The sequence below is a fragment of the Peribacillus sp. QJM3NY_7 genome (assembly GCF_056173225.1).
This window is the reverse complement of sequence record NZ_CM149663.1, coordinates 1,971,683-1,998,392: the sequence shown is the minus strand read 5'-3', so window position 1 is coordinate 1,998,392 and position 26,710 is coordinate 1,971,683. Positions and strand designations below refer to the sequence as shown.

Sequence of the window (26,710 nt, the reverse complement as noted above, 5' to 3'; positions counted from 1 at the left end):
TTTTAAAAGATTATACAACATAAAACGGCATGACTTGAAAAACCTATTTTTTATGAGATCCCAATCCTATATAACTTTTAGACACTCTCCCATGATCAAATTGCTTCTTGCTTTATTTTGAGCTGCATGGAACTCGTCCAGCATGGTTAATTTAATAATTGTATAAAAATACGGTTGCGGCCAATCCTTTTTCTAGCACCATTCCCTGGTAGGTTTTACCTCCTTATACATAAGCCAGGATTAGAGCATATGAGACGGATTCCAACTGATACGGAATAGAATTCAAAAAAGTGAAAGAAGAAGAGTGCAATGGAATTATGCTGTAGTTAAGCAAAGTAGTAAAGGATTATTGTTGTAAGTACATTTAAAATGGAGAAGGCACCTAGCAAAAGACAGGTACCTTTATTCCTGAATCGTTCCCGGTAGTTTTGGTCTTAGTCACAAGTCCTATTATTTCAAGAAAATCATAGGGAACTTGTAATTAAGTTCCCTAGTTCAAAACTAGTAAAACTACGGTAAACTTCTGGTTAAGTTAACACCTTCCATTTAATATGCAAGTAGTCGAAGTTGTGATCCTGTCCAAATTGCTTAAATAAAGGGCTTATGCTCTCTTACATAACCCAAGTTTCTTTTCCTCTATTAAATATTATTTGCTCTCTCGATGATGCCCTTTACTTCCTGCAGTTGTGCACCTGTATATACTCGGTTCCTGGTTGCAAGCTGATCCCTGAAAAACTTAAGTAATTCCATCTTATCTGTAATCCGTTTTACATATTGATTCTCGGGGCAATCAATTAAGTTTCCCTCTTCGTGATTAAAGAATACTATAGTTCTTATTTTTACTTCATCGATTGAATTATTTTTCAAGTAACTTTCTAGGACCCTATAAGATTGCTGTACTTGGTTAATCGGATTCCAATAAGTTCGTACAGTTAAACCTGAACCTTTGTTTTCAAATACGATCGTATCGTCTTTTGAATCTCCTATAAGTTTCGGCAAGAAATCAAACTTTCCTCTGGTGTTTTGTTTGTTAATGCCTAAAACGATGTGTCCTTTCCAGTGTTTAGTTTCAATGATATATAAGGCAGTTTTCAAAAGAACTAAGTGGTCCAGCTGGCGGGTTTTATTAAATGAATCCGATATAAAGATATTTGGCATGATAATCATTTCTTCTGTTGTGATAAGCTCTTTGTTGATTAAATCTTCTTTGATACGTTCCAGGATTAGTTGTGTAAGGAATTCACCCCTGTTTCTGAAACTCCGCCTAATATCTTCATTTTCTTGTCTCAGGATTTCAATTTCATTTTTATATGATTTCTCCACTGATTCAATCTCTTTTTTATAAGTTTCCTCTAGCCATTCTTTCTCGACCTTCGTTTCTTCTGAGGTGGTTTCGATTTGGGTCTTATGAACATCTTCTATGGTAGCAAGCTGTTGTTTGTGTACTTTCTCCAGTTCCATTTTTTCAGCCTTGGCTCTTTTCATTACCTGTGTTGTCCAATAAATAGAAGCAACCAGCAAAACGGAAAGCGAAAGGATGTATACCATTTAGTTCCCTCCTATGCATATTGAAGAATAAATAATCAATGGTAAATGTCTGACTGTCCGTAGCAAATTTAAGGAATTGATAAAGAATCTGTCCAATAAGCTCTAATGCCATTCCACCACGTTTGGAAGCTGCCTAGAGGGGGGCGGGGAAACTTCCTCCATAGTGAAAGTTTTAGGCTTTTTCAAAAGCCGAAAAGGTTTATTTTCCTGTCCTAAAAATTCTATATCATCAATCAACCATCCTTTATTTTCAACTAATATAAGCTTTGTTTTACTATGACGCTATCTGTAGAGTTTACACCGTTAAATTTTGTGCTTGAATTATTCATTGATAAAAGCCGTTTCAGTCTTACTTTCCTTATGCCCGTAGGCTTATAAAACCTTCAGCAGTCCGTTTTTCATCCTTATAAACCTTTACACCTTGTTAAACAAGCTTAGTGTCTGGATGTCGTACAGTAGCCCATTCTACAGTTTCATCACTAAATAAAAAATCCCAGACATTATCTTCGCCATGTTTATTGGAAATTCCAAAGAAGTTAGCAGCTTTAAAAATTTGTTTTTTATTAATAACTGCAACCAAGATGATTGCGAAAATAAGACCAATTAAAGAAGCTAAGAAAACTTCTGATTCCTTGATCTCCTCTTTGCTGTTTAGCAGGGATTTTAAAAAAGTAACTTTCCAATCTAACTTTTCATTCCACTTGTTGGCTACATAAACAATGAACATAAGTATTCCGTAAGAAAACACTCTAATAAGATAGGAATGTAAAACAAAATGAAACATGTGCCTTTTTCTATGAGTCGTTAATAAATCAATCACTAAAGAACCAATTACCCCTGGTAGAAATAGGAATAATAGCCTAACGGCCAAATCTGCAATATCTATGCAAATCACCTCTCATTTTCCAATATTCGCCATTAAGAACGAAAATCCTTGTAACAAAATAAAAAACACCAGCTTGATTGTAAGGGTCAGTTTTTAAATTCATTACATCGTTTTGTAAATTAATGTTAAAATAGAATTATATTATTGTGAGGAGGAAAGTTTTGACCACAGCGCAATTTTTAATTTCATTAATAGCCACGTTAACATCAATAGGAGCTTCAATATCTGCAATAATGAATGCCAGAACAGCAAGAAGAAACCTAGCTGAAGTATTAGAAAATAACAAAAGAACTCTTCGGCCTCATTTGATAATTAAACCTAAGGAAGTCGATTTACTATATAACAAAACTGGTGCTCCTCACATGCTGAATTGGGATACACATACATATGATTTAAGAGGAGAAGACAATTATACTAGCTCGACAAGCTCAGTTTCTTATCTGGAATTGGTTAATTTAACTAATGGCGTAGCTAAAAATGTAATAATAAATATTAAATTAAATAATGAAAGAACATTAATTAATATGATAAAGCGGCTTTCCAACTATCCTGAGGTACCATATCTAACGTTACAATTATCAAAAGAACTTAATGAGTGGGCAAGTCCATTTATAATCATTATTTGTTAACTATGTAACTGAAAACATCATAAACGGAGCAATTGAACATTTTAATTTTGAACCAACTTCTAAGCAGTTTGTAGCAGTGGAAAAAGGTAATGATTATAAAGTGGTAATACCAGATGCTTTTATGGTTATGTTCAATATTTATTTTACATACAAAGAATATATTCACCCTGAAAAAATGCCATTTCTCGATATATTAATAGAATTAGAAGACATTGTTGGAAATAAATACAAACACCATTATTTATTTAAAATACAAGATTACAATATAGAAACTAATAATGGAAAAAACGTTGGAGTTAAAGCAATCTTTGATATTAGTGAGCATAACTTGTTGGAGGATTGGAAGGATATATGGTGATTTTAGTTTCTAGGACATTTAAAATCAACAGCGTCGTTTAACAGAGCTTTCCATAAAAAAAAGATCCCTTAATAGGGATCAATCCAGGGTATATTCCACTTGCTGTTCAGGGGTTATATCCTCATATGTGTCATTATCCGCTGATGAATTAAACACTAATTTCACCTTATGAATATCTTCCTTGCCTTTACCTAACACCATTCCATAAAAATCTTCCTGGGTGACTTTCCCCAAAAATTCAGTATCGAAATTAGACATTAGAATACTTTGGTTCGGGTCCAGCTGTTCCCCTTTATCGGTTACAACCCTATGCAAGCTATTCCAAGCGATATTCTTATCTGATGTGTTTTCAGCTGTAAGGCTGATTTGAATATAATAAACAGGCTCAATCGCCTTCTTGTCCGTCATATATTCAATCTGCTGCTTCATATCATCACTTATATCCGTAAGCTTAATAACCTTTATATCATGAACAGTAGCTTTAATTGGAGCAATATTCACCACTTCATTCACTTTCTTGATTTTCATCAATTCTGCAGTTGCTGAAGCATCTTTTGTCTTTTGCCCCACCTGATCCAAGATCACATTTCCTTCTTCATCCGTTTTTGGATTTTCAACCTTCTTCTGTTCAGCCTGCTTCGGAGGATCTTTCTTTTCCACCGCTTTATTAGATGATTCTTCCGATCCACCACATCCGGACTACAGCAGCATTAACACCCCTGAACCAATTATTGAAGAAAGAATCTTTTTCATGTAAAATCCCCCATATTATGATAATTTTTTTACATCTGTTATGATAAACCTTTCCATCTTTGAATCATATAGGTATATTAGATCATACATCCAGACAAAAAAACTTCCGGAGCCTACATCCGAAAGCATTGAACGCTGCATGGGGGAAGGTTAAGTCCGCGCAACGAGAGATATTTATTTTTAAAATGATCTTAATCCATCATTTTCCTCCTGCCGCGCTTTAATAGCTTCATTTGCTAAAATAGAAGAAAATAGATTGATAGAATCATTGATTTAATGGGATTTTCAGATTGCATTTAAAATGTTCTAAAATAGAATAGAAAATGACTATGAGCAATTTTATGAGCAGTGGGTAAGGGCCTTTTACTTACCCTGCTCCAAACAAACTATTTTTAAACCGTATTTTTTTCGTTCTTTTATGTGTCCATATAATATGAAGAAATACGAAATAAAACAATCCATGTTATATCTAGGGATTTTTACTACCTAAAATGAAAATGAAATAATATCCCGTTATATATGTTTCGTGGTCAAAGTTAAAAGGTATTTGTCATACAATAGTAGTTCCAATATGGTGGAGAAAAGTTAAAATAACAGTAGTATTACTTTGTTAAATCGTAATAGATTTAGCATAAGAACTAACAGTATATTAGCACATAAAAACGCTTGGATAAACAAAGCGTTTTTTCAATCCTTATTCAAGAATTGCGCCCTATTCTGGAAGAGTGTCTCAGAATAGCGTATGAAAGAAAACCCTTAGTAGTTGAATAAAAGTTAATAGCTTTTGATGGAAAAAAAGTAAAATGCTCCACCGACCATCCATAAAGCATGCCAGACATTGCAAGCCGATGGCAAAATGTATGGCGAAACATGTGTGCAGATACTCGAATATCTTTGAAATTCATTTTCTGCCCTAGATATTTAAAAACTAATATAAATGTGTTTTTAGTCAATTGTTTGTTATCTCTTTTTACAAAAACAAAATCACTCAAAGTCCCCCAATGTTGTTTGTAAAACTTTGATATCCCGCTAACTCCTTAGACAACTTCTGTTATCGGAATTGTATCTTTCCTTCTGCTTTTTCCAAAAACCGAAATTGCGTTGAGATTCTATTAATACTTGCTCTTCTTGATAAATTAATTCGATTATTCTCATAGTCCACAACTTCATAAGTAACTGGACCATCTTCAAACTTTATGAGTTCTTGTGTCAAACTGTCCAAGTTTTTACCCCACAAGTTTCCACTCTTCTGTTTTTTAGACTAGCTCTAATTCTTCTTCAAAAAATTTCTCCATACTTACATCTAAAACTCTTGAAGGTTTAAGAGCTAATTTACCTGATGATGTCTTATTACCTTATGATGAGGATGCTCGTTTTCTTGAATTCGTGAAGCATGACTATGAAAAGGAGCTACCTGAAAAGTCCAGAAAACTCATATATTTTAAAAGGGACAAGGAACGTGATTTTGCAATCTTATCTCTATTCTTAGGAAGTGGCATCAGGGTGAATGAGTTAACCAACTTAAGCCTACGAGACTTGGATTTCGAGGAAAAACAAATACATGTTTTACGCAAGGGTGGAAAAAAGGATGTAGTGGCCGTCCCTCCTCAGATTACCTAGCTGTGCGAACGGAACGTTATAGGGGATCCAACGATGATAGGGCCTATGTATTCTTGACTATGGTGAATAATGGAGTCCCCCTCTTTCCAACCGCGCGATCGAGGCTTTAGTAAAGAAATACACGAAAGCCTTTAAGTCCAATAATTCCAAGTCCCCACACAAAATTAGGAAAAGCTATGGGACGAATTTAATGGACCAATCAGGAGATATTCATTTGTTGATGACTCAACTTGGTCATACTTCAACCACAACGTCTGCACTATATACAAACCCTGGGCAGGAGAAGTCTAAAAAGGCCGCAAAACAGATGGGAGAGAGAAGAACAAATTATCTTGAAAAGGACTGAATGAAAAAAGAGAAGATTTTTCTAGTCTTCTCTTTTTTAGTTTTGAATGTAAATCTCGATAAAGTTACTGGTACGCTTTGTTTGAAGAACCAAATTCACGTATTTTGCCTATAACTGTTTCTTTAATCGCCTCACGACCTGGACCAATAAATTTACGTGGATCATACACATCAGAGTCTGCATTTAATACTTCACGCACTACTTTTGTAAATGAAATTTGATTTTCTGTATTTACATTGATTTTAGCTGTTCCTAACGAGATTGACTTTTGAATTTGATCTGTTGGGATACCTGTACCACCGTGTAAAACAAGAGGTAAACCGGTTGTTTTACAAATTTTTTTCATCTCTTCAAATCCTAAGTTCGGTTCCCCCTTGTAAGGTCCATGAATAGAACCTAACGCAGGTGCCAAACAATCAATACTAGTAAGCTTCACTAACTCTTCACATTCTTGTGGATCTGCGTAGATAACACCCTCTGCAATCACATCATCTTCCTGTCCACCAACAGTACCTAACTCAGCTTCAACAGATACCCCACGCTCATGAGCATATTCCACTACCATTTTGGTGATTTCCACATTTTCTTTAAATGGATGGTGAGAAGCGTCAATCATCACTGATGTAAACCCAGCTTCAATGGCAGCTTTACATTTTTCAAAACTAGAACCGTGGTCTAAATGGATCGCGACAGGAACAGTGATATTCATTTCCTCGATAAGAACTTTTACCATCGCAGTTACTACTTTAAATCCACCTACATAACGAGCTGCCCCCTCAGATACACCGAGGATAACTGGAGATTTTTCTTCTTGAGCTGCAGCTAAAATAGCCTGTGTCCATTCCAAATTATTGATGTTGAATTGGCCAACCGCATACCCTTCTACTAACGCCTTGTTTAACATCTCTTTCATTGAAGTTAAAGCCATATTAATATCCCCCATAATAATAGACCCAAACCTTTTATTTTTTGTAAGGGTCGTTATGTAAATCAATCATACATACTACTATTTACAACTTATATCCCAATTTTTTGTATACGATAATTGTATTCCCCAGTGTTCTATAACCAAATATTCTATGCATAGTACATGTCAGTATTCACCTTATGCTTCATATGTTCTTATTTTATTGATACGGTTTTTATGTCTGCCACCATCAAAAGGTGTTGTTAGCCATATTTTTGCAATATCACGAGCTAGACCTGGACCAATCACACGCTCTCCCATAGCTAATATGTTGGTATCGTTATGTTCTCTAGTTGCCTTAGCACTAAACATATCATGCACAAGTGCACAACGAATTCCCTTTACTTTGTTGGCTGCAATGCTCATTCCAATACCTGTTCCGCAAATTAATATCCCACGGTCTACTTCTCCTTTTGCAACCTTTTCAGCTAATGGCAGGGCATAATCGGGATAGTCAACAGATGTACTGCACTCACAGCCTAAATCTTCATATTCAATATTCATTTCTTCTAACAGAGAAATAATCTCTTTACGAATATTTATACCACCGTGATCAGATGCAATGACTACTTTCATATTTTCTTCCTCCTAAGCTACTGTGCTCGATTCCGAGAACCAAAAAAAGCAATTTTTCTGCCACTGTAGCTTTAATCGCTCCACGGCCGGGTAGGATGTGTTTCCTCCTAATTTGTCATGATTTACATAGATTTCAGCTTCTTCTACTATATAGATAGAGTTTGTGCTAATTGATACAAGGACATATCAATTTCATGAACTTGTTTCTCAGCCTGCTCAAAAGATTTATAGACAATTTTCCCACTATTAAAACCGACCATATTCCCGCCATGTCCATCAATCAGTAAATCGACAGCTTTTGCACCCATTTGACTACCGATCATTCGATCGTAGGCAGTTGGGGTTCCTCCGCGTTGAAGATAGCCTAAAACAATGACCCTTGTATCTAACTTAAATCGCTCCCTTAATGCAACGCTGATTTCCTCAGCTCTACAAACACCTTCGGCAACGACAATAATACTATGCATTTTCCCGCGATTACGCCCACATGTAATTCTTTCAAAAATATCCTCTATTCGATAGGAAGCTTCAGGAATGATAATGGATTCTGCACCTGAACATAATCCAGCCCATAAGGCAATGTCTCCAGCTCCACGGCCCATAACCTCTACAACGGAGGTTCGTTCATGTGAAAAGGCAGTATCACGAATTTTATCAATTGCATCAATTGCAGTACTGACGGCTGTATTAAAACCAATAGAGTAATCTGTACCAGCAATATCATTATCAATTGTCCCAGGTATTCCAACTACTGGAACACCTTTTTCACCTAATTTTCTAGCTCCATTAAAAGAACCATCACCACCAACGACAACCAAACCATCAATTCCATAGTTATTTAATTGTTTAATAGCCGTTTTTTGTCCTTCTTCTGTTTTGAATCGTTCACTTCGTGAAGTCCGTAAAATTGTGCCGCCTCGGTGAATAATATCGCCCACACTTCCTAATGTCATCGGAGTGATATGTCCTTCTAATAAACCCTCATAACCATTATGAATCCCAAATACATCTATCCCTTTATAAATACCTCTTCTTACTACAGCACGAATAGCCGCATTCATGCCTGGTGCATCACCACCGCTTGTTAAAACCGCAATTTTCCTCATAATCCTCCTTCTTTCATTCGATATAATCGGATAAATCTTTATTTAATCACGAGAGTGTATAATTTTACCAATAATAAGTTTTAATAGTAATAAACCTTAATCTTGAATGTAAAAGAGGCTGTTCTATAAGTTGACTCCTCGACTTATAGAACAGCCCCTTTTCATGATTAAACTTATTTATGTTTGCATTTATATTTAACTACTTTTGAAGCAATCGTTTTTATCATTCGAAGTGATTAGTCCATATGTTGTCCACCGTTGATATCGATATCCTCACCATTGATATAAGCTGCTTCTTCAGATGCTAGGAAAGCGATGGTAGCTGCAATTTCTTTTGTTTCCCCTGGTCTTCCGGCTGGAATATTGGCAATAATGCCGTCTGCTTGTTCTTTCGAAAGCGACTTCCAAATTTCAGTGTTGATTAATCCTGGTGCTACTGAGTTTACTGTAATACCATCTTGTGCCACTTCACGAGCCATGTTTTTAGAGAAACCAAGAACGGCAGCTTTTGATGCAGAGTAGTGAGCACCACCGAATACTCCACCGCCACGCTTACCAGATACTGAGGAAAGGTTGATGATTCTCCCGTACTTTTGTTCTTTCATGACTTTCGCAGTTGCTTGAGAACATAGGAATAAACCAAACATATTGACATTGAAGATACGTTTGATATCATCTAGAGTCATATCCTCGACTGTTACTTTTTGTGAAATACCAGCGTTATTCACTAGGATATCAAGACGTCCAAATTCTTTAAGAACCCCTTCAACCATTGCATCTACAGATTCTTTGCTTGTCACATCAAGCTGAACACCTAATACTTGTCCGCCCGTTTCTTCTTTAATCACGTCCACTGTATCTTGAACGCCTTCTATATTAATATCAGCAATAACCACTGCTGCACCTTGACGAGCAAGTGTTAAAGCGATTTCACGTCCAATTCCTTTTGCTGATCCACTTCCTGTTACGATGGCTACACGATTAGTTAATTCAAACATTAATGTATTCCTCCTAGGTTAGGGAAACATGGGGACTGTTCCCATGTTTCCAATTTTAATCTTATAAACTCTTATTTAGTAAAACAGAGGGTTCTGATGTTGTTGGAAACTCAAGAACCGTCTCCGTGTTTCAATTTAAAAGTTCTTTTGCATTAGCAACTATGTTTTCTACTGTGATGCCGTTTAGTTCAAGTAACTTTTCATAAGGCGCTGACTGGCCGAATTGGTCTTGAACACCGATACGCTTTACTTTTCCTTTACCGGCTTCAGCTACTACTTCACTTACCGCACTTCCAAGGCCATTAAGGATGTTGTGGTCTTCTACTGTTACGATTTTTCCGATTTCTACGCACTCTAACACAGCTTCTTTATCAAGTGGTTTTATAGTGTGCATGTCTAATAGCTTAACTGAGATGCCTTCTTTTTCTAGTTCTCTGGTAGCTTCTAATGCAAGACGAACAGTGTCACCGTTTGCGATGATTGCAACGTCAGATCCGTTTTGGATTTCTTTTGCTTTTCCAATTACGAACTCTTCGCTTTCATCATAGATGAATGGCATGGCGTCTCTTGTGAAACGAAGATATACAGGTCCTTGGATTTCGGCAGCTTGAGCGACTAATTTTCTAGTAGAGTTATAATCTGCACCCATAACCACCGTCATGTTCGGAATTGTTCTATATACACCCATATCTTCGATTGCTTGGTGACTCCCACCGTCATTCGCTGGAGTTAAACCACCGTGAGAGCAAGCGATTTTAACGTTTAAGTTTGGATAACAAGCTTCTTGGCGAATTTGCTCAGTCATTCGTAATGAACCGAATACAGCGTATGTGCTGATGAATGGAATTTTACCAGTTGCCGCAAGACCTGCAGCTAAACCTGCAGCGTTTTGTTCAGCGATCCCAACGTTTACGTGTTGGTTTGGTAGTTCTTTAGCAAATTTAGTTGTTTTACATGATTTACCGATATCAATATCCACAACATAAATGTCTTTATTATTTTTCCCTAATTCTACAATTTCATCACCGAATGCTTCTCTAGTAGCTTTTTTTATTTGGATGTCTTTTGCTAAAACTGTCATTATCTTAACCCCCTTGCTACTTCTGCGATTGCTTGTTCATATTGTTCTTTGTTTGGAGCAACTCCGTGCCAATCAACAACATCTTCCATGAATGAAACGCCGCGGCCTTTTACTGTGTTTGCAATAATTGCTTTTGGCCTACCGTTCTTTGAACCTCTAATCTCATCTAATGTAGCTACGATTTCTTCCATTGAATGTCCGTCGATTCTCTTAGTTTCAAAACCGAATGCAGCAAATTTAACTTCTAAATCGTGGTTTGGCATAACTTCTTCGGTTGTACCATCAATTTGAAGACCATTGTCATCAACGAATACAACTAAGTTATCTAGTTGATACTTGGCAGCTGATTGAGCGGCTTCCCAGATTTGACCTTCTTGAGCTTCTCCATCACCAACCATGGCAAATACGCGGTAATCTTTCTCATCACGCTTTCCAGCTAATGCCATTCCGACTGCGCAAGATAGTCCTTGACCAAGTGATCCTGTTGAAATATCGATCCCAGGACACTTCTTCATATCAGGATGTCCTTGGAAAGGGGAACCGTATTGTCTTAAGGTATGAATCGTTTCATATGGTACAAATCCCCGCAAAGCTAGTGCAGAATATTGGATTGGACAAACATGTCCTTTTGATAAAACAAATCGATCGCGATCTTCCCATATTGGATTTTGCGGGTCGATGTTCATTTCTCTAAAGTAAAGAGTGGTAACGATATCTGCAGCAGATAAGGATCCGCCTGGATGTCCCGATTGTGCTTCGTAAACCATTGTTAGTGCTGTCTGTCTAAGCTCGATGGCTTTTTGCTTTAATTCTTCAACACTTAATTTCATTTTTGTCACCTCGGAAGTTTTTTTAAAGAATTCTCCTAGTTGTCTTATTATAATGTTGTCTACTTGTCTACTAAGTACCTTATAGGTTTAATATAAATCTATTGTTTATCCTTGTCAATACATTTTAAGAAAACCTTTTCATTAGTTTTATCAATTCGATTATTTTGTCAGCTTTACTACATATTAGGAAAATATCTATTTTTAATATTTTTTAATAGATCAATGTCTTTGATTCTATCTGCACGTAAACTACTACAAGTACAATGTGAAATTTTGTTATTATAATCAAGTTTAATCCAATCATTTTCTTTCATTGCTTAATGACGATTATTACAATACAATCACGCTTTCTATAATGATTGATATACTAATAGTAGTACCAGACAAATGAATTATATTCCCTTTGTCTAGATACCATACTTTTACATAAATATATCTAGTATTAATACAAATATTAATCCAGCAATAGCAGTTATAGTTGAAATTACACTGTATGTTGCAAATGTCTCTTTCATATCCATTCCCATGTATTCTTTAACAATCCAGAAGGCTGCATCATTTACATGAGATGCCATACAGCTTCCGGCACCAGTTGCAAGAGTAACTAATACTAAGTTAATGTCGGGAGTTTGAGCTAACATTGGCATAACTAGACCAGCAGTCGATAAAGTAGCAACTGTTCCAGATCCTAACGCGACACGTAATAATGCTGCTACTAACCATGCAAGAATTAGTGGATTAATAGATGAACCTAAGAATATTTCTGCAATATAATCACCCACACCACCATCGATAAGTACTTGTTTTATGGCTCCGCCACCACCAATGATTAAAAGTAATAATCCTAAGGCATTTATGGATGAACCACATGAATCCATCATCTTCTTAATTGGAATATTTCTTCTGATTCCCATTGTATAAACAGCTAACAAGAACGAAAGTAAAATCGCTATGGATGCATTACCTATAAATCGAATCACCATAAAAAATAAATTATCTCCTAAACCTGCTGCCCCTTGAATTGCATTAACAATAGCTCCAATAGCCATTAATATGACGGGAAAGGTAGCGGTAAAAACACTAATGCCAAATCCCGGTGTATCTTCTAAATCAATATGTTTTTGTTCCTCTAATTGAGAAAGCTCTCTCTTTTTCTTGAATATTTCTGGCATTAGTTTTCCAATAAGCCTAGGATACAAAATCCCAGCTATGATAACTGTTGGAATTGCAATGATAGTACCAACAACTAATACAGTACCTACATCTGCGCCATATACTGCTGCAACAGCAGTCGCACCTGGATGTGGTGGTAAGAAAGAGTGAGTGACTAATAAAGTTGCAGCCATTGGGAGACCTAACTTGACAATCGATATATTTAACTCTTTTGAAATGGTAAAGATAATCGGAATTAATAATACAAAGGCAACTTCATAAAACAATGTGATTCCTACGATAAATGAAGCAGATACAACCGCCCACTGTATTTTCTTTTTACCAAATTTATTGATTAAAGTAACAGCGATACGATGGGATCCTCCGGCATTAGCAATTAATCTTCCTAGCATAGCACCAATTCCAAAGATAAGACCAATATGACCTAGTGTCCCTCCTAAACCGTGTTCAATTGTCGCAGCAATTGATTCCGGTGGTATTCCCAAGAACAAAGCTAAAAGAAATGAGACAATAATTAAGGATACAAAGGTATTTAGTTTAAATTTCATTATTAAGATAAGTAGTAGTAAAACTCCAATAGCTGTTATTAATAATGGCATGAATAACCCTCCAAATCTATCATTTCAACATTCTTCCTCCTTTACATCCAGTTAAACTTAAATTGATTCCACTCATTGTTAGGATTAAACTTTTATTTCCAGAAATGCACGTTATTATTAATTTATGTAAAATACTCTTCTAATATAAATATTCTAGTTTGTGAATCTAGAAATTAATTTCATATATAGCGCTTTCAATTTTTAATATAGTAACGGAGAAAATGGTACACAGATATAGTTATTCACAATTAACATTTAATCATTGTGTTCAGCAATATGATTTTCTCTTACCTTAATTTTTAGCTTTGTTTTCAAGTGCCCTTTTCTAATAAATCATTTAAACTTACTTAGACAATTAATCATTTCCCTAGCAGCCTCCATAATGCCTCTATACAACGAGATGATAACCCTTTCATTTTATTTATTAGAAGATGTAAGCTATTAACCTTTTCACCTGTAGATACTAGACATATTAATTTATAGGACTATTTCATTGTAAACTTGTCTACTAAGTAGATATCGTAAGTATAATTTTATATTTATATAGTGTCAACCCATATCAAATACTTTAATTTACTAATTTTTCATACCATAAACATGACAAATGGACTGTCTAATAAGTCCATTGTCGCTTTTATGGTGTCATGTCACTACTATTTAAATATAAAATCATTACCTCTTACTACCGCACGAATAGCTACATTCATTCCAGATACATCACCACAACTTGTTAAATCGGCAACTCTACCCATAATCCCCTTACATTCTTTGGGATATTGATATATGATTTTGTTTTTGGATCATAAGAATACTTCCATAAATTATTACCAGATTCATAAATAAGTAAGATTGAATATAAAAAGGGTCATTCATAGTTGACTGCTCAACTTATGAATGACCCTTTTCCTACCAAATTATTTATTTTTACATTAAGTGTTTGTCACTTCAGAACTTTTTTTAGAACTATTTTCTAGGCTTCTCATTTGTTTTCCCTGTCAATACGAAAAACTTTTCACTTTTTTATAATCAAAATTCGATTTAAGAAAATCCAGCAACTATATAGCAATCCGCCGTAGTTTCTTAATTGTATTGATGACTCTAATCGGATTACATGTTAGCGATATTTTTTTCAACAGACGCATTTTCTCCTTTAACTAGAGACTTTCCTGATACTTTAACTAAAGTAACGACGATGATGGCACTTACTATTAAGCTTATACCTAGGAAAATCATGCTTATTTGGAAGTTACCTGTTAAATCTCTAATCCAACCTACAATATATGGACCAAAGAAACCACCAAGGTTACCGATACTGTTAATCAAGGCAATCGCACCGCCTGCGGCTGCCCCAGTTAAGAAAGAAGGTGGGATAGCCCAGAATGGGGAGTAAGCACCGAACGCTCCACTTAAACTAATCGTTAATAATCCAAATGCTAACCATACATTTGTTTCTAGAACAAATGTAGCTGCTACCATGGCAACCGCACTTATAGATAAACATGCTGCCACATGCCAACGTCTTTCGTTCTTTTTATCAGAGTGGATTCCTACAAAGTACATCATAATCATCGCGAAAAAGTACATAGCACCAATTACCCATCCCAATGATTGCATGCTTAAGCCTGTTTGCTCGGACAGTCCATTCGTGATGGTTGGTAAGAACATTACAATTCCATAATACCCAATCATCCAGAAAAAATATCCAACAGATAAAATTAAAACTTCTCGATCTTTTAACGCTTGCGTGAAAGTATAGTGTTTAACTGCCTGCTTTTCTAACTGTTCTTTAGTTGTAACATCAATTAACCATTTCTTTTCATCTTTTGTTAACCAGTTTGCTTTTTCGATTGTATCATCAAGATAGAAGTAGCAAATAACACCTAGAATAATGGCAGGAATTGCTTCTAATACAAATAACCATTGCCATCCAGAGAACCCTAACCAATCAATACCTAGAAAAAAGGTTGAAAGTGGTGAACCAATTGCATTTGCTGCTGGGATTGCAATCATAAATCCAGCAATGGCTTTAGCATGGTGCTTAGATTGATAGAAACCGCTTAAATAGTGAACCATACAGGGGTAGAAACTAGCTTCAGCAATCCCTAGTAAGAAACGAGCAGTATAGAATTGCCAAGGTTCTGTTATGAAAGCCATAAGGACCGCTATAATCCCCCAAGTGACCATAATACGGCTTATCCATTTTCTAGCTCCAACTTTGCTCATCATAGCGCTTCCAGGTACTTCCAAAAGGAAATACCCAAGGAAGAAAATTCCTGCTCCTAAACCGAAAACAGCATCTGAGAACCCTAAATCTTGATTCATTTGTAGTGCTGCAAACCCTATATTAACCCGGTCTAGAATTGAAATGGTAAAGCACAGGAATAAAAACGGAATTAACCTCATTGTTACTTTTTTGGTAGTAGATTGTTCTAATTGATGTACATTCATCCTAAACAACTCCTTAGTTCCGGACTATTTATGGTACATTGTTCATAGTTATAGCAATATAGCGGAGTAAACGTTTACAATTTTATCTACCTCTTATATTGGAAAATTCTTCTTACTGTTGTAGAACAATTTTAACTTTTTGTTATTTTCATAGAAACTATGAAGGATTAAATCATTAAAATTTTAATAATACCTTTATCACATCTTCGAGCTTCTCATCAACAATCTTCATACCAGTCTTGGCCTCTTCGATGGGTAATATCTTTGAAATAAACAATGAGGTATCAAACATGCCAGTTGCAATGGCATCCGCCGCGATTTCAAAATCATCCCTCGTATACATATTGGAGCCGATAATCTGGATTTCTTTATTTTGAAGATAGGAAATTTCAATTTCGGGTTTCTTTCCAAATAGAGCTACTTCGGAGACCTTGCCTCCCCTTTTTACTATCCTAAAAGAATCATTCAATACTGCTTGGATTCCAACGGCTATAAATACATGATCGACTCCGTCTCCGTTTGTTTTTTTTAGAATCGTTTCAATGGCATCTACTTTTGATGTCTGAATTGGGTGGGTAGCTCCAAGTCTCTTCGCAATTTCCAAGTTGTATTCCAATGCATCTGTAATGAATATTGTTGTTGCACCTGAGTTTCTTGCTGCTAATAAAATTCCTAACCCAATTGGCCCAGCGCCCAAAATGGCCAATTTATCACCAAGACCGACTTTTGCTTTTCTGACAGCGTGTATACCAACCGCTAGCGGCTCAATCAAAGCACCTTGTTCAAAGGACACATTATTCGGTAATGGTACGACCGTGCTTTCTGGAACAACTATAAATTCACCGAACGATCCTGTCCATTCTTGTGTACCTAATACTTTTTTGTGTTCACAAATATTATATTCCCCAGACCGACAGCGCTTACAAGTACCACATCCGTAATGGGGTTCTACCGTAACTCGATCACCTATAGAAACACTCGATACTTCATTTCCTACATCCACTACTATTCCCGCTAGTTCATGCCCTGAGATAACTGGAGGAACCCGAAAAGGGTGTGTTCCATGATAAGCGTGTACTTCTGAACCACATATTCCAGTCACCTTCACTTGAATTTTCACTTCTTGGCTTTGTTTGATATTGGGCGTGTCAACCTGATTTACTACAACAGAATATGGTTTATCAATTACTGCAGCTCTCAAATAGACCCTCCTATCTTTAACATCATTTAGTATCTTAATAGACATGTAAAACACTTTTCATAAACACTAAAATCCAAACCTAAAGCGCTTACACTTCTTTTAAAAAAGAGCTTGGATATACTAAATGTTTATAGTTTACACAATCTAATCATTAAATATGATGATTAAAAGGTGACCTGTGTTACTTAGTGTCTTCACTACTTGTCTATTAAGTAACCTTATATTAACAGTTTACTTACGATCTATGGTTATCGTCAAGTACTTTTAATCAAATTGGTAAATTGAGTACCTCCATTTACCAATTTGATAGGGCAATCCTGTTGATATTAACGAAAATCGGATATTCATAAAATTGAACTAAAATACAAAAAAGGCAAAGTCTATGCAGGTATATGACAACTGCATGGCTTCGCCTTTTCTTTATTAAAGGAAATTCAATTTTCTAAGGTTAAATATAATGGTTTAGCATATAGACATTTCATCTAATTAGTCAATCCAATATCGGTTATATAAATTTTGCATATGAGATGTCATGAGTTTCACTGCTTCCTCTTGGTTGTGTTCTTCAATTGCTTTAATCAGTAATTGATGTTCACGAAAGTTAACATCTCGATAATCTGGTCGAGTAACGGTACGATCACGAATAAATTGCCACATTTCTTGCTGTTTCATCGAACTAATAATGTCTGAAATGATTTTAATAAATAGTTCATTATGTGTTGCTTTTGCAATCCCAAAGTGTAATGCCTCATCTGTTTCGGGTACATATACACCCGCGTTTGTTTCTTCTTCCATCTTATTAATAATTGTATGAAGCTCCTGAATATCTTCATCTGTAGCTCTTTCAGCAGCAAATTTTATAATAAGCGGTTCGATATTCATTCTAGCATCAATAATATCCTCTGGTGATATAGAGTCTAAAACGTGATCAGATTTAGAATCCTCTGATTGAGGTTGATTACTTTGAATATAAACACCTTCACCTTGTCGAGAATAGATAAATCCATTCAGTTCCAAAGCACTAAGAGCTTGTCTGACTGGTGCACGGCTCACACCAAATTGTTCACATAATTCTCTCTCCGCTGGTAGTTTATCACCTATTTTAAATTCTCCTGAAAGTATACTAGAAAGAATTTGATTATAAATTTGAACATATAACTTTTTACTGGAGACTGGATTGAAATTAATTGAAAACACCCCATTCTTAAATTTTTTTAATCTTACGTTTGAATTACAATCCAATTTTATTATCATATAAAACAGTTTCCATCTCATTTTATCCTACATTTACTCACCCTACATCTAATATTGTTAAAATAAATGGATATTAGTCTAAACGTTACCTTATTGTACAACAAACAAAGTAGACAACTATTATATTTAAAGACGCATACTTATCTTATTATAATATCTTCTTATATTCTGGGCAATATACTAACAGTTCCCCTGCTTCCGTTATTATCCAGATTGAATCACTTTTCACCAAAAGCAAAATAAAGCCTTTAAGAAAAATATAAAATATATATAAATACATTAACTTTAGGAGTTATCAAATGATAACAGCCAGAACAGACACCTACCATTCTACATAATGGGCTACATTAAGATGTCCTAACGACTATTATTATGCCTCACTAAATCCAGTTATTTAATTAGGCCTCCAATGGAAAGGAATCTATATTCACCTTGTAGTTTTACCATTACGAACGCTTTACTTTACTCTTTTGCATACTAGGTTTATTTTTTCTCAGAAAATAACAGGGATTTAATCCGGATCCAGGGACGCTCATTCTCCCATTCTACTTTGACTGGGACACGAAAGGTCTTTTCCAATAATGATTCGGTTAATACGTCCCTTTTTTCTCCTTTATCCATAACGGTCCCCGAATTGATTAACATAGCATGGGTTATAGCTGGTACGATTTCTTCAATATGATGTGTAACATATAAAATGGTCGGGCCGTTCGGTGCAGCAGTCATATCTTCAATAGATGCTAACAGCTCTTCTTTAGAGTAAATATCCAGTCCATTGCAAGGCTCATCTAAGATTAATAATTGCGGTGAAGACATAAGGGCCCTTGCAATCATTACTTTTCTTTTTTCACCTTGAGAGAGTGTGTGGATAAATTGGTTAGACAAAAATTTGATTCTGAATTGGTCAAGTAATGCTTTTGCTTTCTTTACATCATCCTCTGTAATTTCCTCATATAATCCAATTGAAGCAAATTTTCCGCTTAAAACTACTTCAAGTGCTGTATCATTTGGGCGTGACTGATATTCCTGATCTAATGAGGAACTCACCCAGCCGATGGATTTCCGCAGTTCAGGAATATTCGTTTTTCCAAAAAGATTTCCCAAAACGGACACTTCACCACTATTCGGCCATTGATAACCTGTAATCATTTTTAAAAGAGATGTCTTCCCTGATCCATTTAGACCTAGAAGTGCCCAATGTTCCCCTTTTTGGACCTCCCATGAAACCCCATTCAATAACAGCTTTCCATTTCGCTTCCAGATAATATTTTTAAGTGAAATGATGCTTTTCGTTCGACTCACTTTTTCTCCTCCTTAAGGTATTAAAGCCTTTTACAAACGGTTTTCCCCATGTACAAAATTTTTAAAGTTTTTGTGGTCCCTTGCTACGTTAGTAGACAAGAACCAATGTCCACTAGCAATCAGCGTTAGTGTAAAAACCAAATTAACTGAATAATGTAATTATATTAAAATTTTAACGTTTTGTAATTTTTTTCCTTAGCATTGTTTTGATTTTTTCTATTTTTTTGTTGATTCCCTTCACCCAAGGGGGCAAAACTAGAACAGTAGATTTATGTAATTGCTAAATTAATAAATTTATATACATATTGTTTATTAAGCCAGGGATTTCTCTGGTTTTTATTTACCTACATCACTCTTTCAACTAAATTAGTATTATGTTGAAAGAGTGATGTAAAACACAAACAAACAGTGATACTTGACATCGAATCGAAATAGTAATCAAAAAGAGCGACTGCATTTAATTAGCAATCGCTCTTTTATTTATTTTACCTGGTTCTATAGTAGTTTTCAGCTGTGTATATAGGCCAGCTCCAAAACGGCACACCTTGCGAAATAATGTAGCGGTCTAAGAAGATTTCAAAGTTAAGGTTTAAAGTTTTTATATCTGTAAATTCTAAAATGTTAAGGTAATTCGAATCCCCACTCTTTAGTTTTTCAATATCTAGTATTAGATAACAATCTTCCAATAGGTGTGCAATAGGAATCCCATGTTCACTTATATACTCAACTTCTTGGGTTTCTTTTATGTTATCTAAGCTAAATAAATGAAGACCGCCTCCTATGTTAACACCGTCGTCATCGACTGATTCATATATTCTTGCTCCATTATGGAGGGTTAAGAACGCCTTGTAGTCTTCAGGAAGCTTGATATCGTGTTCACTTTCAAACTTTTTAACTTCAGTTGTCTTTATTGGTGGGTTAAAAGAACACGAAACACTATAGACTTCCCCTTCCTCTGATAATGACTTCATTTGGTCTTTGTTATCCAATAATGTCTTTAATCCGGACAATGTATTTTGTACAAAATGACTCAATTCACTAATCCCCTCCATTATTAATTAATATGAAGCCCACCAAGGAGTTACTTTTTGTTGATGGAGTCTTTTGGCAATAGGAATAAATTAGACATCGAATTTGTTCCGCCATATTTTAATGGCAATTCATGATGTATTTCAACTCCCGGCCATTTTGGATCTCAATATGTTTTAATATACCATGGCATAAATTTATCCTTAAGTTTATTATCTCTCTTAGTTCGATCATTTTCTGGTACTACCTTTATATCAGCTGCATCCTACTGGTGTTGTAACCTTTGGAGAACCAATATTAGCAAACCTTCGATCTGTTCCCTCTAAAGAAAACTTCCTTACAAATTCTGCAGTATCTTGTGAATACTCCCGGTACTCAACAATGATATCCATTGTTTAAAAGAAAAACGCCATATTACATAAAGGTATAACAACGATGGTATTCTTTATTACTAGAATCGTCTCTATTTCTATATAATAAAATGGGTATCCATAAAAAATAAGTTCTCCATATTGGTGAGCTATAGAAATTAAGTAGCCAATTACAGTATTGGTGCTAGTAGAATGGTATAGTCTATTCCACTTGCTTGTTACGAGAATAATTGTTTTAATCTTTCTGATAACATCAGTGCCCTTCCTTCCATACCGGTGTTTGTTGTTTTTTTAATGCACTATGAAATACTATTAAGGTTTTTCAAACACATAAAGCCAAAGGATTTTATAACCCTTTGGCCAAAAGAGCAACTTAATAGCAAACGGCTCTTTTATCTATTGAAGGTGACCTTCAATTGCATGTCTATTTCTAAGTTCTAATAAACTCTCCAATTTTCTCTTCACTCTCTGCAACGCATTATCTATAGACTTGGCGTGAGTATTTAATTTATCAGACATTTCCATATAGGTAAGGTCCTCTAAGTAAAAAGCCAAAACCTTCTTTTCTAATGGACTTAGAACCTCAGATAATTTTAATTCCAAGTCATCAGCAGATTCTTTATCTATCAATATCGCAACGGGATCAGAAATAACGGTGTCTGTCATTACTTCCATAAGAGTATGTTCCGGATTTTCTCTATATATAGGCATATCAAGCGAAATAGAAGAATTTAACGGAGTATGTTTTTGACGAGTAGCTGCCTTGATGGCTGTAATGATTTGCCTCGTGATACATAGTTCTGCAATCGCTTTAAAATAAGATTGTTCAAAGCCATTATAATCCCTAATGGCTTTGAACAATCCTATCATCCCCTCTTGGATAATATCTTCTCTATCTGCCCCAATTAAGAAGTATCTGTTAGCCTTATTCTTTACAAAAGATTGATATTTCTTCATCAGAACTTCTAGTGCCTCCATATTTCCTTGCCGGACCTTTTCTATTAATACTCCATCTTCAAAATTAGCACATAGGAATGACGGTTTTTCTTCGATAGCTATACTCACAAAAATCCCTCCACCGGCTGCATTGAGTTGAGCCTTGTTGTTTAAACAGACGACCATTTTATATGCGATATGTTACCAGTTTATTTAATAATAGCCTTTAGCAATCTCCGATGATATTAGATTCTTTCGACAATTAACTACATTCCTTTACACCTTCGTTTAGTTTGAAGGAACCGTTTACACCCTCTTTTTATGCTGTTTTATTGCATATCTCTTTTAATTAGGAGGAGATTGGTATATGAAAAATACTACATCAACCTTTTTCAGGTATTCGTGCTCGATATGTAACCATGCTATTGGTATCAATTCTGATAAAACGACCAACATTGCTTCCATTGTCTTATTAACAATTATTAATTTAATTACTATTAACGATATTATACATTTTGTTTTCCTGCTTCATTCACCTAAGATGCCATCGTGGTGAAAATCATTTCAAAACCAATAGAAAAAGCCGAGGAGTTAACCTCGACTTGTGTATACACCATTTAATGTTTTACCACTGTAATCGTTCTCTTAGAACTAGTATTTCCTGCTTTATCTTTTGCAGTTATGGAAAGTGTCGTTCCTTTTTTCTGTGCTTTAATGTTAACTGAGTAGACCCCTTTAGAACTAGCTTTTGCTGAACCAATGGATTTACTTCCTACTTTAACAGTTACAGTTGAGTTTGCTTCAGCTTTCCCTTTTACAACTTTATCGTTATCATCTACTTTATTTACTGTTGGCTTGCTTGGTGCAACAACATCAGCAACAGTTACCGATACACTTGAACTCACATTGCCGGTACTATCTTTAACTGTGACTGTCAATTTAGTTCCTGCTTTTTGAACAGGTATTTTAATAGAGAACGTACCTTTTGATGTTGCTTTTGCTGAACCTAACACCTTACTTCCATTTTTAACAGTAACAGTAGAATTAGCCTCTGCTTTTCCAGTTAATACTTTGTCATTATTATCAACCTTATAAACAGTTGGCTTAGATGGTTTAACATTGTCTACAAATCCAGTTCCGATAGCATATATGTCTTCTGTTGTATTATCGTCAATATATTCGTTATCTAGGTCTATGACACCCACATAGTATGTGCCCTTCTTAGCTTGATACGCTTGTATTTCAACTCCATCCGCATCTTCCTCATAGCCTAAATATTCTAAATTATTGTTTTCAACAAAATCTTTTTGAACTGCCCCGAACCCAAGATCAATAAAGTATGAGTCCGTAAATCCTGCAACTAACAAAACTCCATCACTAGGAACGACTACTTTATGTAAATCCAAATCATTCAAAGGAAGCAATTGACCAATAGATGATTTTTCATAAGAAGTAATATCTGCTGAATCAAAGTCGTTATTGGGCTCAGATTCCAATATATAATTACTACTGGAAGAACTACTGATTCTACCCATTTTGTTAGAACCTTTAACTGATAGCGATTGAGAACCATTTAGTTTTATTTCAAGTTGATTAAATGTTTTAGAATCAATAATAGCTTTTTCAAGAGGCTTTTCCACTTTGTTTTCAAAGGCCTTCCTCGCCACCCCGTTATCGTTTCCTTCTGCCTTAACAACACCTACAGACAATGATGAAGCAAATAGACCTGCAGCTACCAATGACAATATACCTTTGTTACGCACAATACGTCCCCCTAAATTCGTTATAAAGAACTATTTACTCATATTAATACATAAGTACCTGAATTTCCATAAGTTTCTTTTTTATACTTTTTTACATAAAAATACATTAAAATCCAAACGATTAAGGTTCACGCTGCGAATTAGGAAGAGAAATGGCGAAGAATAGCAATTGAATTCCCCTATGAAGTTACATAGCCTAAAATTTTTTCTGTTCTTAGTGGAGAGAAGTTTCATTGAAACTTTTTTTTTATTTTTTCGTATATAGCTTTATAATGTTTGTTTCATTATTGATGAACGCCTTATTAAGATAAGGTTCATTATATTTTAGGAGGGGCTTAATTGTTTAAACGGATTTCCTTATTTATTTTCGTTAATATTCTCGTATTGATCACCATTACCACGATCACCACGTTAATAGGCGTAGAAAGTTATATTGGTGGCGGTGGTTACGGTTCCCTACTTGCTTTTAGCGTCATCGCCGGTTTTGCTGGTTCCTTCATTTCTTTGTTATTGTCCCGTAAAATGGCGAAATGGGTTATGGGTGTTCAATTAATTGATGAACATTCCCCGCGTGGCGATCACGAACGCTTTGTATTGGAAGAAACCTACCGATTAGCACATACAGCTGGTTTGAAATGTATGCCGCAAGTTGGTATTTATCATTCACAAGAGGTCAACGCATTTGCTACTGGACCAAGCAAAAAACGTTCTTTAGTAGCTGTTTCAAGCGGTCTGTTAGAAAGAATGGATCGAAAGGCGATTAGTGGAGTTATTGCACACGAAATAGCACACATTAAGAATGGTGATATGGTTACAACCACACTATTGCAAGGAATGATAAACACGTTCGTTATTTTCTTCTCCCGTATTGCTTCAAAAATCGTTTCAAGTTTTGTAAGAGAAGAAGTTGCCGGTATTGTTTACTTCGTATCTTCTATAGTTTTCGAGATTCTATTCGGTATTTTAAGCAGTCCCATTATCTTTTGGCATTCAAGAAAACGTGAATTTAAAGCGGACAAATTAGCTGCCGATTTAGGTGGAAAGGCAAATATGATTCACGCTTTAGAATCATTAAGACATACCACGAACTTGGTTGATGACAGCCAAAAGTCTATTGCTGCCTTTAAAATTAGTGGCAAGGGGAAATTTTCCAGACTGTTTTCTACACACCCACCATTAGAAAAACGTATTGAACATTTGAAATCACTTTAATAGATAAGACTTCCTACATTTAAACAATGTAGAAAGTCTCAGTTTGTAGACAAAAGGGGTTCGGAATTAAAAAATTCCGAACCCCTTTTGAAATTCCTTTGAAATTTTGACCAAAAATTAAGTGATTTGGGCTCTTCGAGCCACAATGTTAAGCCATTTTAGGACCTTGCCATGTCCAAGTGGCCATCTTCTTTAAATTAATGGCAGCGAAAGTAAGCATCGCTTGCATCGACAATTTTTTAAGTCCCCTTAAAGTAGTCCAACGCATACCATGCTTTTCTTTTGCATCCGCGAATACACGCTCAATCGTTTCTTTGCGTTTCGCATATATAGGTTTTACCTCTTGATGATGACGCAGATGATCTGCTTCTTCCACATATGCTTGCCAGATATGCCGTGTCACTACTTTTTGATGTTCTTTGCTTTCAGTACACCGTGATAAAAATGAGCATGTTGCACAAATTTGTTTTGGCGATTTGTACTCGCGATAGCCCTCTTTATTTGTTGTTGAGTACTTTAAAGTTTCTCCCGAAGGGCAAAGGTAACAATCAAAGTGTTCATCGTAAACATAGTCATGTTTGCGAAAGAATCCTTCTTTTGTACGAGGACGTGTATAAGGTAAAGCAGGTGTTATTTCTTTGTTAAATAGGTAGCTTGTTATCGCTGGTGTTTTATAAGCTGCATCTGCGGCAACTGCTTCTGGTTTTCCAACTTTCTCAATCACTTGCTCAACAAGTGGCTCCAAAATATGACTGTCATGTGTATTACCAGGTGTTACAATCGTTCCCAATACAAAACCGTTGCGGTCTGCGGCCGCATGGAATGAATAGGCAAACTGTTTTGTTCGTTCATCTTTCACATAGTAGCCATTCTCAGGATCCGTAGTACTTTCTTTAATTGCTTTGGTTTCTTCCTTATCAAATTTATCTGGTGGAAAAGGCTTCTTTCCATGGTTTTCACGATCTTGATTTATTTCATCTTGAAGACGTCCTTGAAATGCTCGTGTTTCTTTGCGTACGATTTTCTTTTCAAATTTGCTCTTATTCGCATTGGCTTTCACATGTGTGGAATCGACGAATACGTGTTCAGCACTTATTAACTTTCTATCAGCAGCTGTCATTAAGATGCGATAGAAAATCTGTTCAAACAGGTCTGTATCTTTAAATCGTCGTTCATAATTTTTCCCGAACGTTGAGAAATGGGGTACTTTATCATTGAAACCATAGCCTAAGAACCAACGGTAAGCCATATTTGTTTCAACTTCTTCAATCGTTTTACGCATGGAACGAATACCGAAGGTATATTGAATGAATGTCAGTTTAACTAAAATAACTGGATCAATACTTGGGCGTCCTACCTCTGAATACATATCTATCACCAAATCATAAATGAAAGTGAAGTCAATGGAAGCCTCCATTTTACGAACCAAATGATTCGCCGGCACCAGTTGATCTAAAGTAATCATTTCAAGTTGATCTCGCTGAATAGAATGATGTTTCGAAAGCATCCTCATCACCTCAAGTTTTAATAGTTCTATTTTAAAACAAAAAAGACTGTAGGCAAAAGGAGTTTCCATCTAAAATTTTAAACATAGTTGATTGGAACGGAAGGTGCGAGACTCCTGCGGGAATAGCGAGTCTAAGGGAGACCCCACAGGCGCAATAGCGCCGAGGAGGCTCCCGGACCGCCCGCGGAAAGCGAGTGCCTGAAGTGGAAATCAACGT

Annotated in this window: 24 protein-coding genes and 1 pseudogene; 6 read left to right on the top strand and 19 right to left on the bottom strand. The window is 35.7% G+C overall.

What is annotated here, in order from left to right; genetic code table 11:
- Positions 1–639: 639 nt before the first annotated feature.
- Positions 640–1,548 carry a nuclease-related domain-containing protein gene (locus AC0VX1_RS09685; protein WP_475470948.1) on the bottom strand — a complete coding sequence of 303 codons (909 nt, stop codon included), beginning with the start codon at positions 1,546–1,548 and terminating at the stop codon, positions 640–642.
- A 424-nt stretch (positions 1,549–1,972) separates the two neighbouring features.
- Positions 1,973–2,443, bottom strand: a complete 471-nt coding sequence (locus AC0VX1_RS09680) for a hypothetical protein (protein ID WP_475470946.1) — start codon at positions 2,441–2,443, stop codon at positions 1,973–1,975.
- A 152-nt stretch (positions 2,444–2,595) separates the two neighbouring features.
- Here AC0VX1_RS09680 and AC0VX1_RS09675 point away from each other — a divergent pair, with 152 nt between their 5' ends.
- A complete protein-coding gene (locus tag AC0VX1_RS09675) occupies positions 2,596–3,063 on the top strand; it encodes a hypothetical protein (RefSeq protein WP_475470945.1) in 468 nt (155 codons plus the stop codon).
- A gap of 76 nt (positions 3,064–3,139) precedes the next feature.
- Entirely contained in the window at positions 3,140–3,421 is a 282-nt protein-coding gene (locus AC0VX1_RS09670) for a hypothetical protein (protein WP_475470943.1), read from the top strand.
- A 78-nt stretch (positions 3,422–3,499) separates the two neighbouring features.
- On the opposite strand, the gene AC0VX1_RS09665 is transcribed toward AC0VX1_RS09670, so the two are convergent.
- A complete protein-coding gene (locus AC0VX1_RS09665; RefSeq protein ID WP_475470942.1) occupies positions 3,500–4,081 on the bottom strand; it encodes a hypothetical protein in 582 nt (193 codons plus the stop codon).
- A 791-nt stretch (positions 4,082–4,872) separates the two neighbouring features.
- A complete protein-coding gene (locus AC0VX1_RS09660) occupies positions 4,873–5,166 on the bottom strand; it encodes a tyrosine-type recombinase/integrase (RefSeq protein ID WP_475470941.1) in 294 nt (97 codons plus the stop codon).
- 394 nt (positions 5,167–5,560) lie between these two features.
- On the opposite strand from AC0VX1_RS09660, the gene AC0VX1_RS09655 reads away from it, so the two are divergent.
- From AC0VX1_RS09655 to AC0VX1_RS09645, 3 genes and pseudogenes are all read left to right on the top strand, one after another.
- Entirely contained in the window at positions 5,561–5,794 is a 234-nt protein-coding gene (locus AC0VX1_RS09655) for a tyrosine-type recombinase/integrase (RefSeq protein WP_475470939.1), read from the top strand.
- A 97-nt stretch (positions 5,795–5,891) separates the two neighbouring features.
- A pseudogene (locus AC0VX1_RS09650) lies at positions 5,892–6,008 on the top strand (hypothetical protein); the annotation flags it as partial.
- Positions 6,009–6,140: a hypothetical protein gene (locus tag AC0VX1_RS09645; RefSeq protein WP_475470937.1), complete on the top strand. Its 132-nt coding sequence runs from the start codon at positions 6,009–6,011 to the stop codon at positions 6,138–6,140. It begins immediately after the preceding pseudogene.
- A 64-nt stretch (positions 6,141–6,204) separates the two neighbouring features.
- Here the strand turns inward: AC0VX1_RS09645 and AC0VX1_RS09640 are convergent, their stop codons facing one another.
- From AC0VX1_RS09640 to AC0VX1_RS09575, 14 genes are all read right to left on the bottom strand, one after another.
- Positions 6,205–7,068 carry a class II fructose-bisphosphate aldolase gene (locus AC0VX1_RS09640; protein WP_475470936.1) on the bottom strand — a complete coding sequence of 288 codons (864 nt, stop codon included), beginning with the start codon at positions 7,066–7,068 and terminating at the stop codon, positions 6,205–6,207.
- A 177-nt stretch (positions 7,069–7,245) separates the two neighbouring features.
- Positions 7,246–7,683 carry a ribose 5-phosphate isomerase B gene (gene rpiB / locus AC0VX1_RS09635; RefSeq protein ID WP_400449790.1) on the bottom strand — a complete coding sequence of 146 codons (438 nt, stop codon included), beginning with the start codon at positions 7,681–7,683 and terminating at the stop codon, positions 7,246–7,248.
- 146 nt (positions 7,684–7,829) lie between these two features.
- Entirely contained in the window at positions 7,830–8,789 is a 960-nt protein-coding gene (gene pfkA / locus AC0VX1_RS09630) for a 6-phosphofructokinase (protein ID WP_400449788.1), read from the bottom strand.
- 236 nt (positions 8,790–9,025) lie between these two features.
- Positions 9,026–9,787, bottom strand: coding sequence for an SDR family NAD(P)-dependent oxidoreductase (locus AC0VX1_RS09625; protein ID WP_475470933.1), 762 nt, complete (start codon positions 9,785–9,787; stop codon positions 9,026–9,028).
- Positions 9,788–9,917: 130 nt separating this feature from the next.
- Positions 9,918–10,868 carry a transketolase family protein gene (locus AC0VX1_RS09620; protein ID WP_475470932.1) on the bottom strand — a complete coding sequence of 317 codons (951 nt, stop codon included), beginning with the start codon at positions 10,866–10,868 and terminating at the stop codon, positions 9,918–9,920.
- A complete protein-coding gene (locus AC0VX1_RS09615) occupies positions 10,868–11,698 on the bottom strand; it encodes a transketolase (RefSeq protein WP_096340524.1) in 831 nt (276 codons plus the stop codon). Before AC0VX1_RS09615 ends, AC0VX1_RS09620 begins: the two co-directional genes overlap by 1 nt.
- Before the next feature lie 422 nt (positions 11,699–12,120).
- Positions 12,121–13,470: a gluconate:H+ symporter gene (locus AC0VX1_RS09610; protein ID WP_475470930.1), complete on the bottom strand. Its 1,350-nt coding sequence runs from the start codon at positions 13,468–13,470 to the stop codon at positions 12,121–12,123.
- A 1,107-nt stretch (positions 13,471–14,577) separates the two neighbouring features.
- The gene (locus AC0VX1_RS09605) at positions 14,578–15,918 is read right to left on the bottom strand and encodes an MFS transporter (RefSeq protein ID WP_475470928.1); all 1,341 of its coding nucleotides are present in this window, start codon (positions 15,916–15,918) and stop codon (positions 14,578–14,580) included.
- A 175-nt stretch (positions 15,919–16,093) separates the two neighbouring features.
- Entirely contained in the window at positions 16,094–17,119 is a 1,026-nt protein-coding gene (locus tag AC0VX1_RS09600) for a zinc-dependent alcohol dehydrogenase (protein ID WP_475470926.1), read from the bottom strand.
- Positions 17,120–17,605: 486 nt separating this feature from the next.
- Positions 17,606–18,373, bottom strand: a complete 768-nt coding sequence (locus AC0VX1_RS09595) for a FadR/GntR family transcriptional regulator (RefSeq protein ID WP_475470925.1) — start codon at positions 18,371–18,373, stop codon at positions 17,606–17,608.
- A 483-nt stretch (positions 18,374–18,856) separates the two neighbouring features.
- Entirely contained in the window at positions 18,857–19,675 is an 819-nt protein-coding gene (locus AC0VX1_RS09590) for an ABC transporter ATP-binding protein (RefSeq protein ID WP_475470923.1), read from the bottom strand.
- Positions 19,676–20,160: 485 nt separating this feature from the next.
- Positions 20,161–20,709: an SMI1/KNR4 family protein gene (locus AC0VX1_RS09585; protein ID WP_475470920.1), complete on the bottom strand. Its 549-nt coding sequence runs from the start codon at positions 20,707–20,709 to the stop codon at positions 20,161–20,163.
- A 762-nt stretch (positions 20,710–21,471) separates the two neighbouring features.
- A complete protein-coding gene (sigH, locus tag AC0VX1_RS09580; protein ID WP_475470919.1) occupies positions 21,472–22,197 on the bottom strand; it encodes an RNA polymerase sporulation sigma factor SigH in 726 nt (241 codons plus the stop codon).
- 431 nt (positions 22,198–22,628) lie between these two features.
- A complete protein-coding gene (locus AC0VX1_RS09575) occupies positions 22,629–23,774 on the bottom strand; it encodes an Ig-like domain-containing protein (RefSeq protein WP_475470917.1) in 1,146 nt (381 codons plus the stop codon).
- Positions 23,775–24,113: 339 nt separating this feature from the next.
- Here AC0VX1_RS09575 and htpX point away from each other — a divergent pair, with 339 nt between their 5' ends.
- On the top strand, positions 24,114–24,986 hold the full coding sequence (htpX, locus tag AC0VX1_RS09570) for a protease HtpX (protein ID WP_475470916.1): 873 nt from the start codon (positions 24,114–24,116) through the stop codon (positions 24,984–24,986).
- Positions 24,987–25,134: 148 nt separating this feature from the next.
- Here the strand turns inward: htpX and AC0VX1_RS09565 are convergent, their stop codons facing one another.
- Positions 25,135–26,493: an IS1182 family transposase gene (locus tag AC0VX1_RS09565; RefSeq protein ID WP_475470914.1), complete on the bottom strand. Its 1,359-nt coding sequence runs from the start codon at positions 26,491–26,493 to the stop codon at positions 25,135–25,137.
- Positions 26,494–26,710 lie beyond the last annotated feature (217 nt).

Coding starts and splice junctions, on each gene's coding strand:
- AC0VX1_RS09625 (WP_475470933.1), bottom strand. CDS start 9,787: ATGTTTGAATTAACTAATCGTGTAGCCATCGTAACAGGAAGTGGATCA.
- AC0VX1_RS09640 (WP_475470936.1), bottom strand. CDS start 7,068: ATGGCTTTAACTTCAATGAAAGAGATGTTAAACAAGGCGTTAGTAGAA.
- AC0VX1_RS09595 (WP_475470925.1), bottom strand. CDS start 18,373: ATGATAATAAAATTGGATTGTAATTCAAACGTAAGATTAAAAAAATTT.
- AC0VX1_RS09615 (WP_096340524.1), bottom strand. CDS start 11,698: ATGAAATTAAGTGTTGAAGAATTAAAGCAAAAAGCCATCGAGCTTAGA.
- AC0VX1_RS09620 (WP_475470932.1), bottom strand. CDS start 10,868: ATGACAGTTTTAGCAAAAGACATCCAAATAAAAAAAGCTACTAGAGAA.
- AC0VX1_RS09685 (WP_475470948.1), bottom strand. CDS start 1,548: ATGGTATACATCCTTTCGCTTTCCGTTTTGCTGGTTGCTTCTATTTAT.
- AC0VX1_RS09610 (WP_475470930.1), bottom strand. CDS start 13,470: ATGCCATTATTAATAACAGCTATTGGAGTTTTACTACTACTTATCTTA.
- rpiB (WP_400449790.1), bottom strand. CDS start 7,683: ATGAAAGTAGTCATTGCATCTGATCACGGTGGTATAAATATTCGTAAA.
- pfkA (WP_400449788.1), bottom strand. CDS start 8,789: ATGAGGAAAATTGCGGTTTTAACAAGCGGTGGTGATGCACCAGGCATG.
- AC0VX1_RS09605 (WP_475470928.1), bottom strand. CDS start 15,918: ATGAATGTACATCAATTAGAACAATCTACTACCAAAAAAGTAACAATG.
- sigH (WP_475470919.1), bottom strand. CDS start 22,197: ATGGTCGTCTGTTTAAACAACAAGGCTCAACTCAATGCAGCCGGTGGA.
- AC0VX1_RS09565 (WP_475470914.1), bottom strand. CDS start 26,493: ATGCTTTCGAAACATCATTCTATTCAGCGAGATCAACTTGAAATGATT.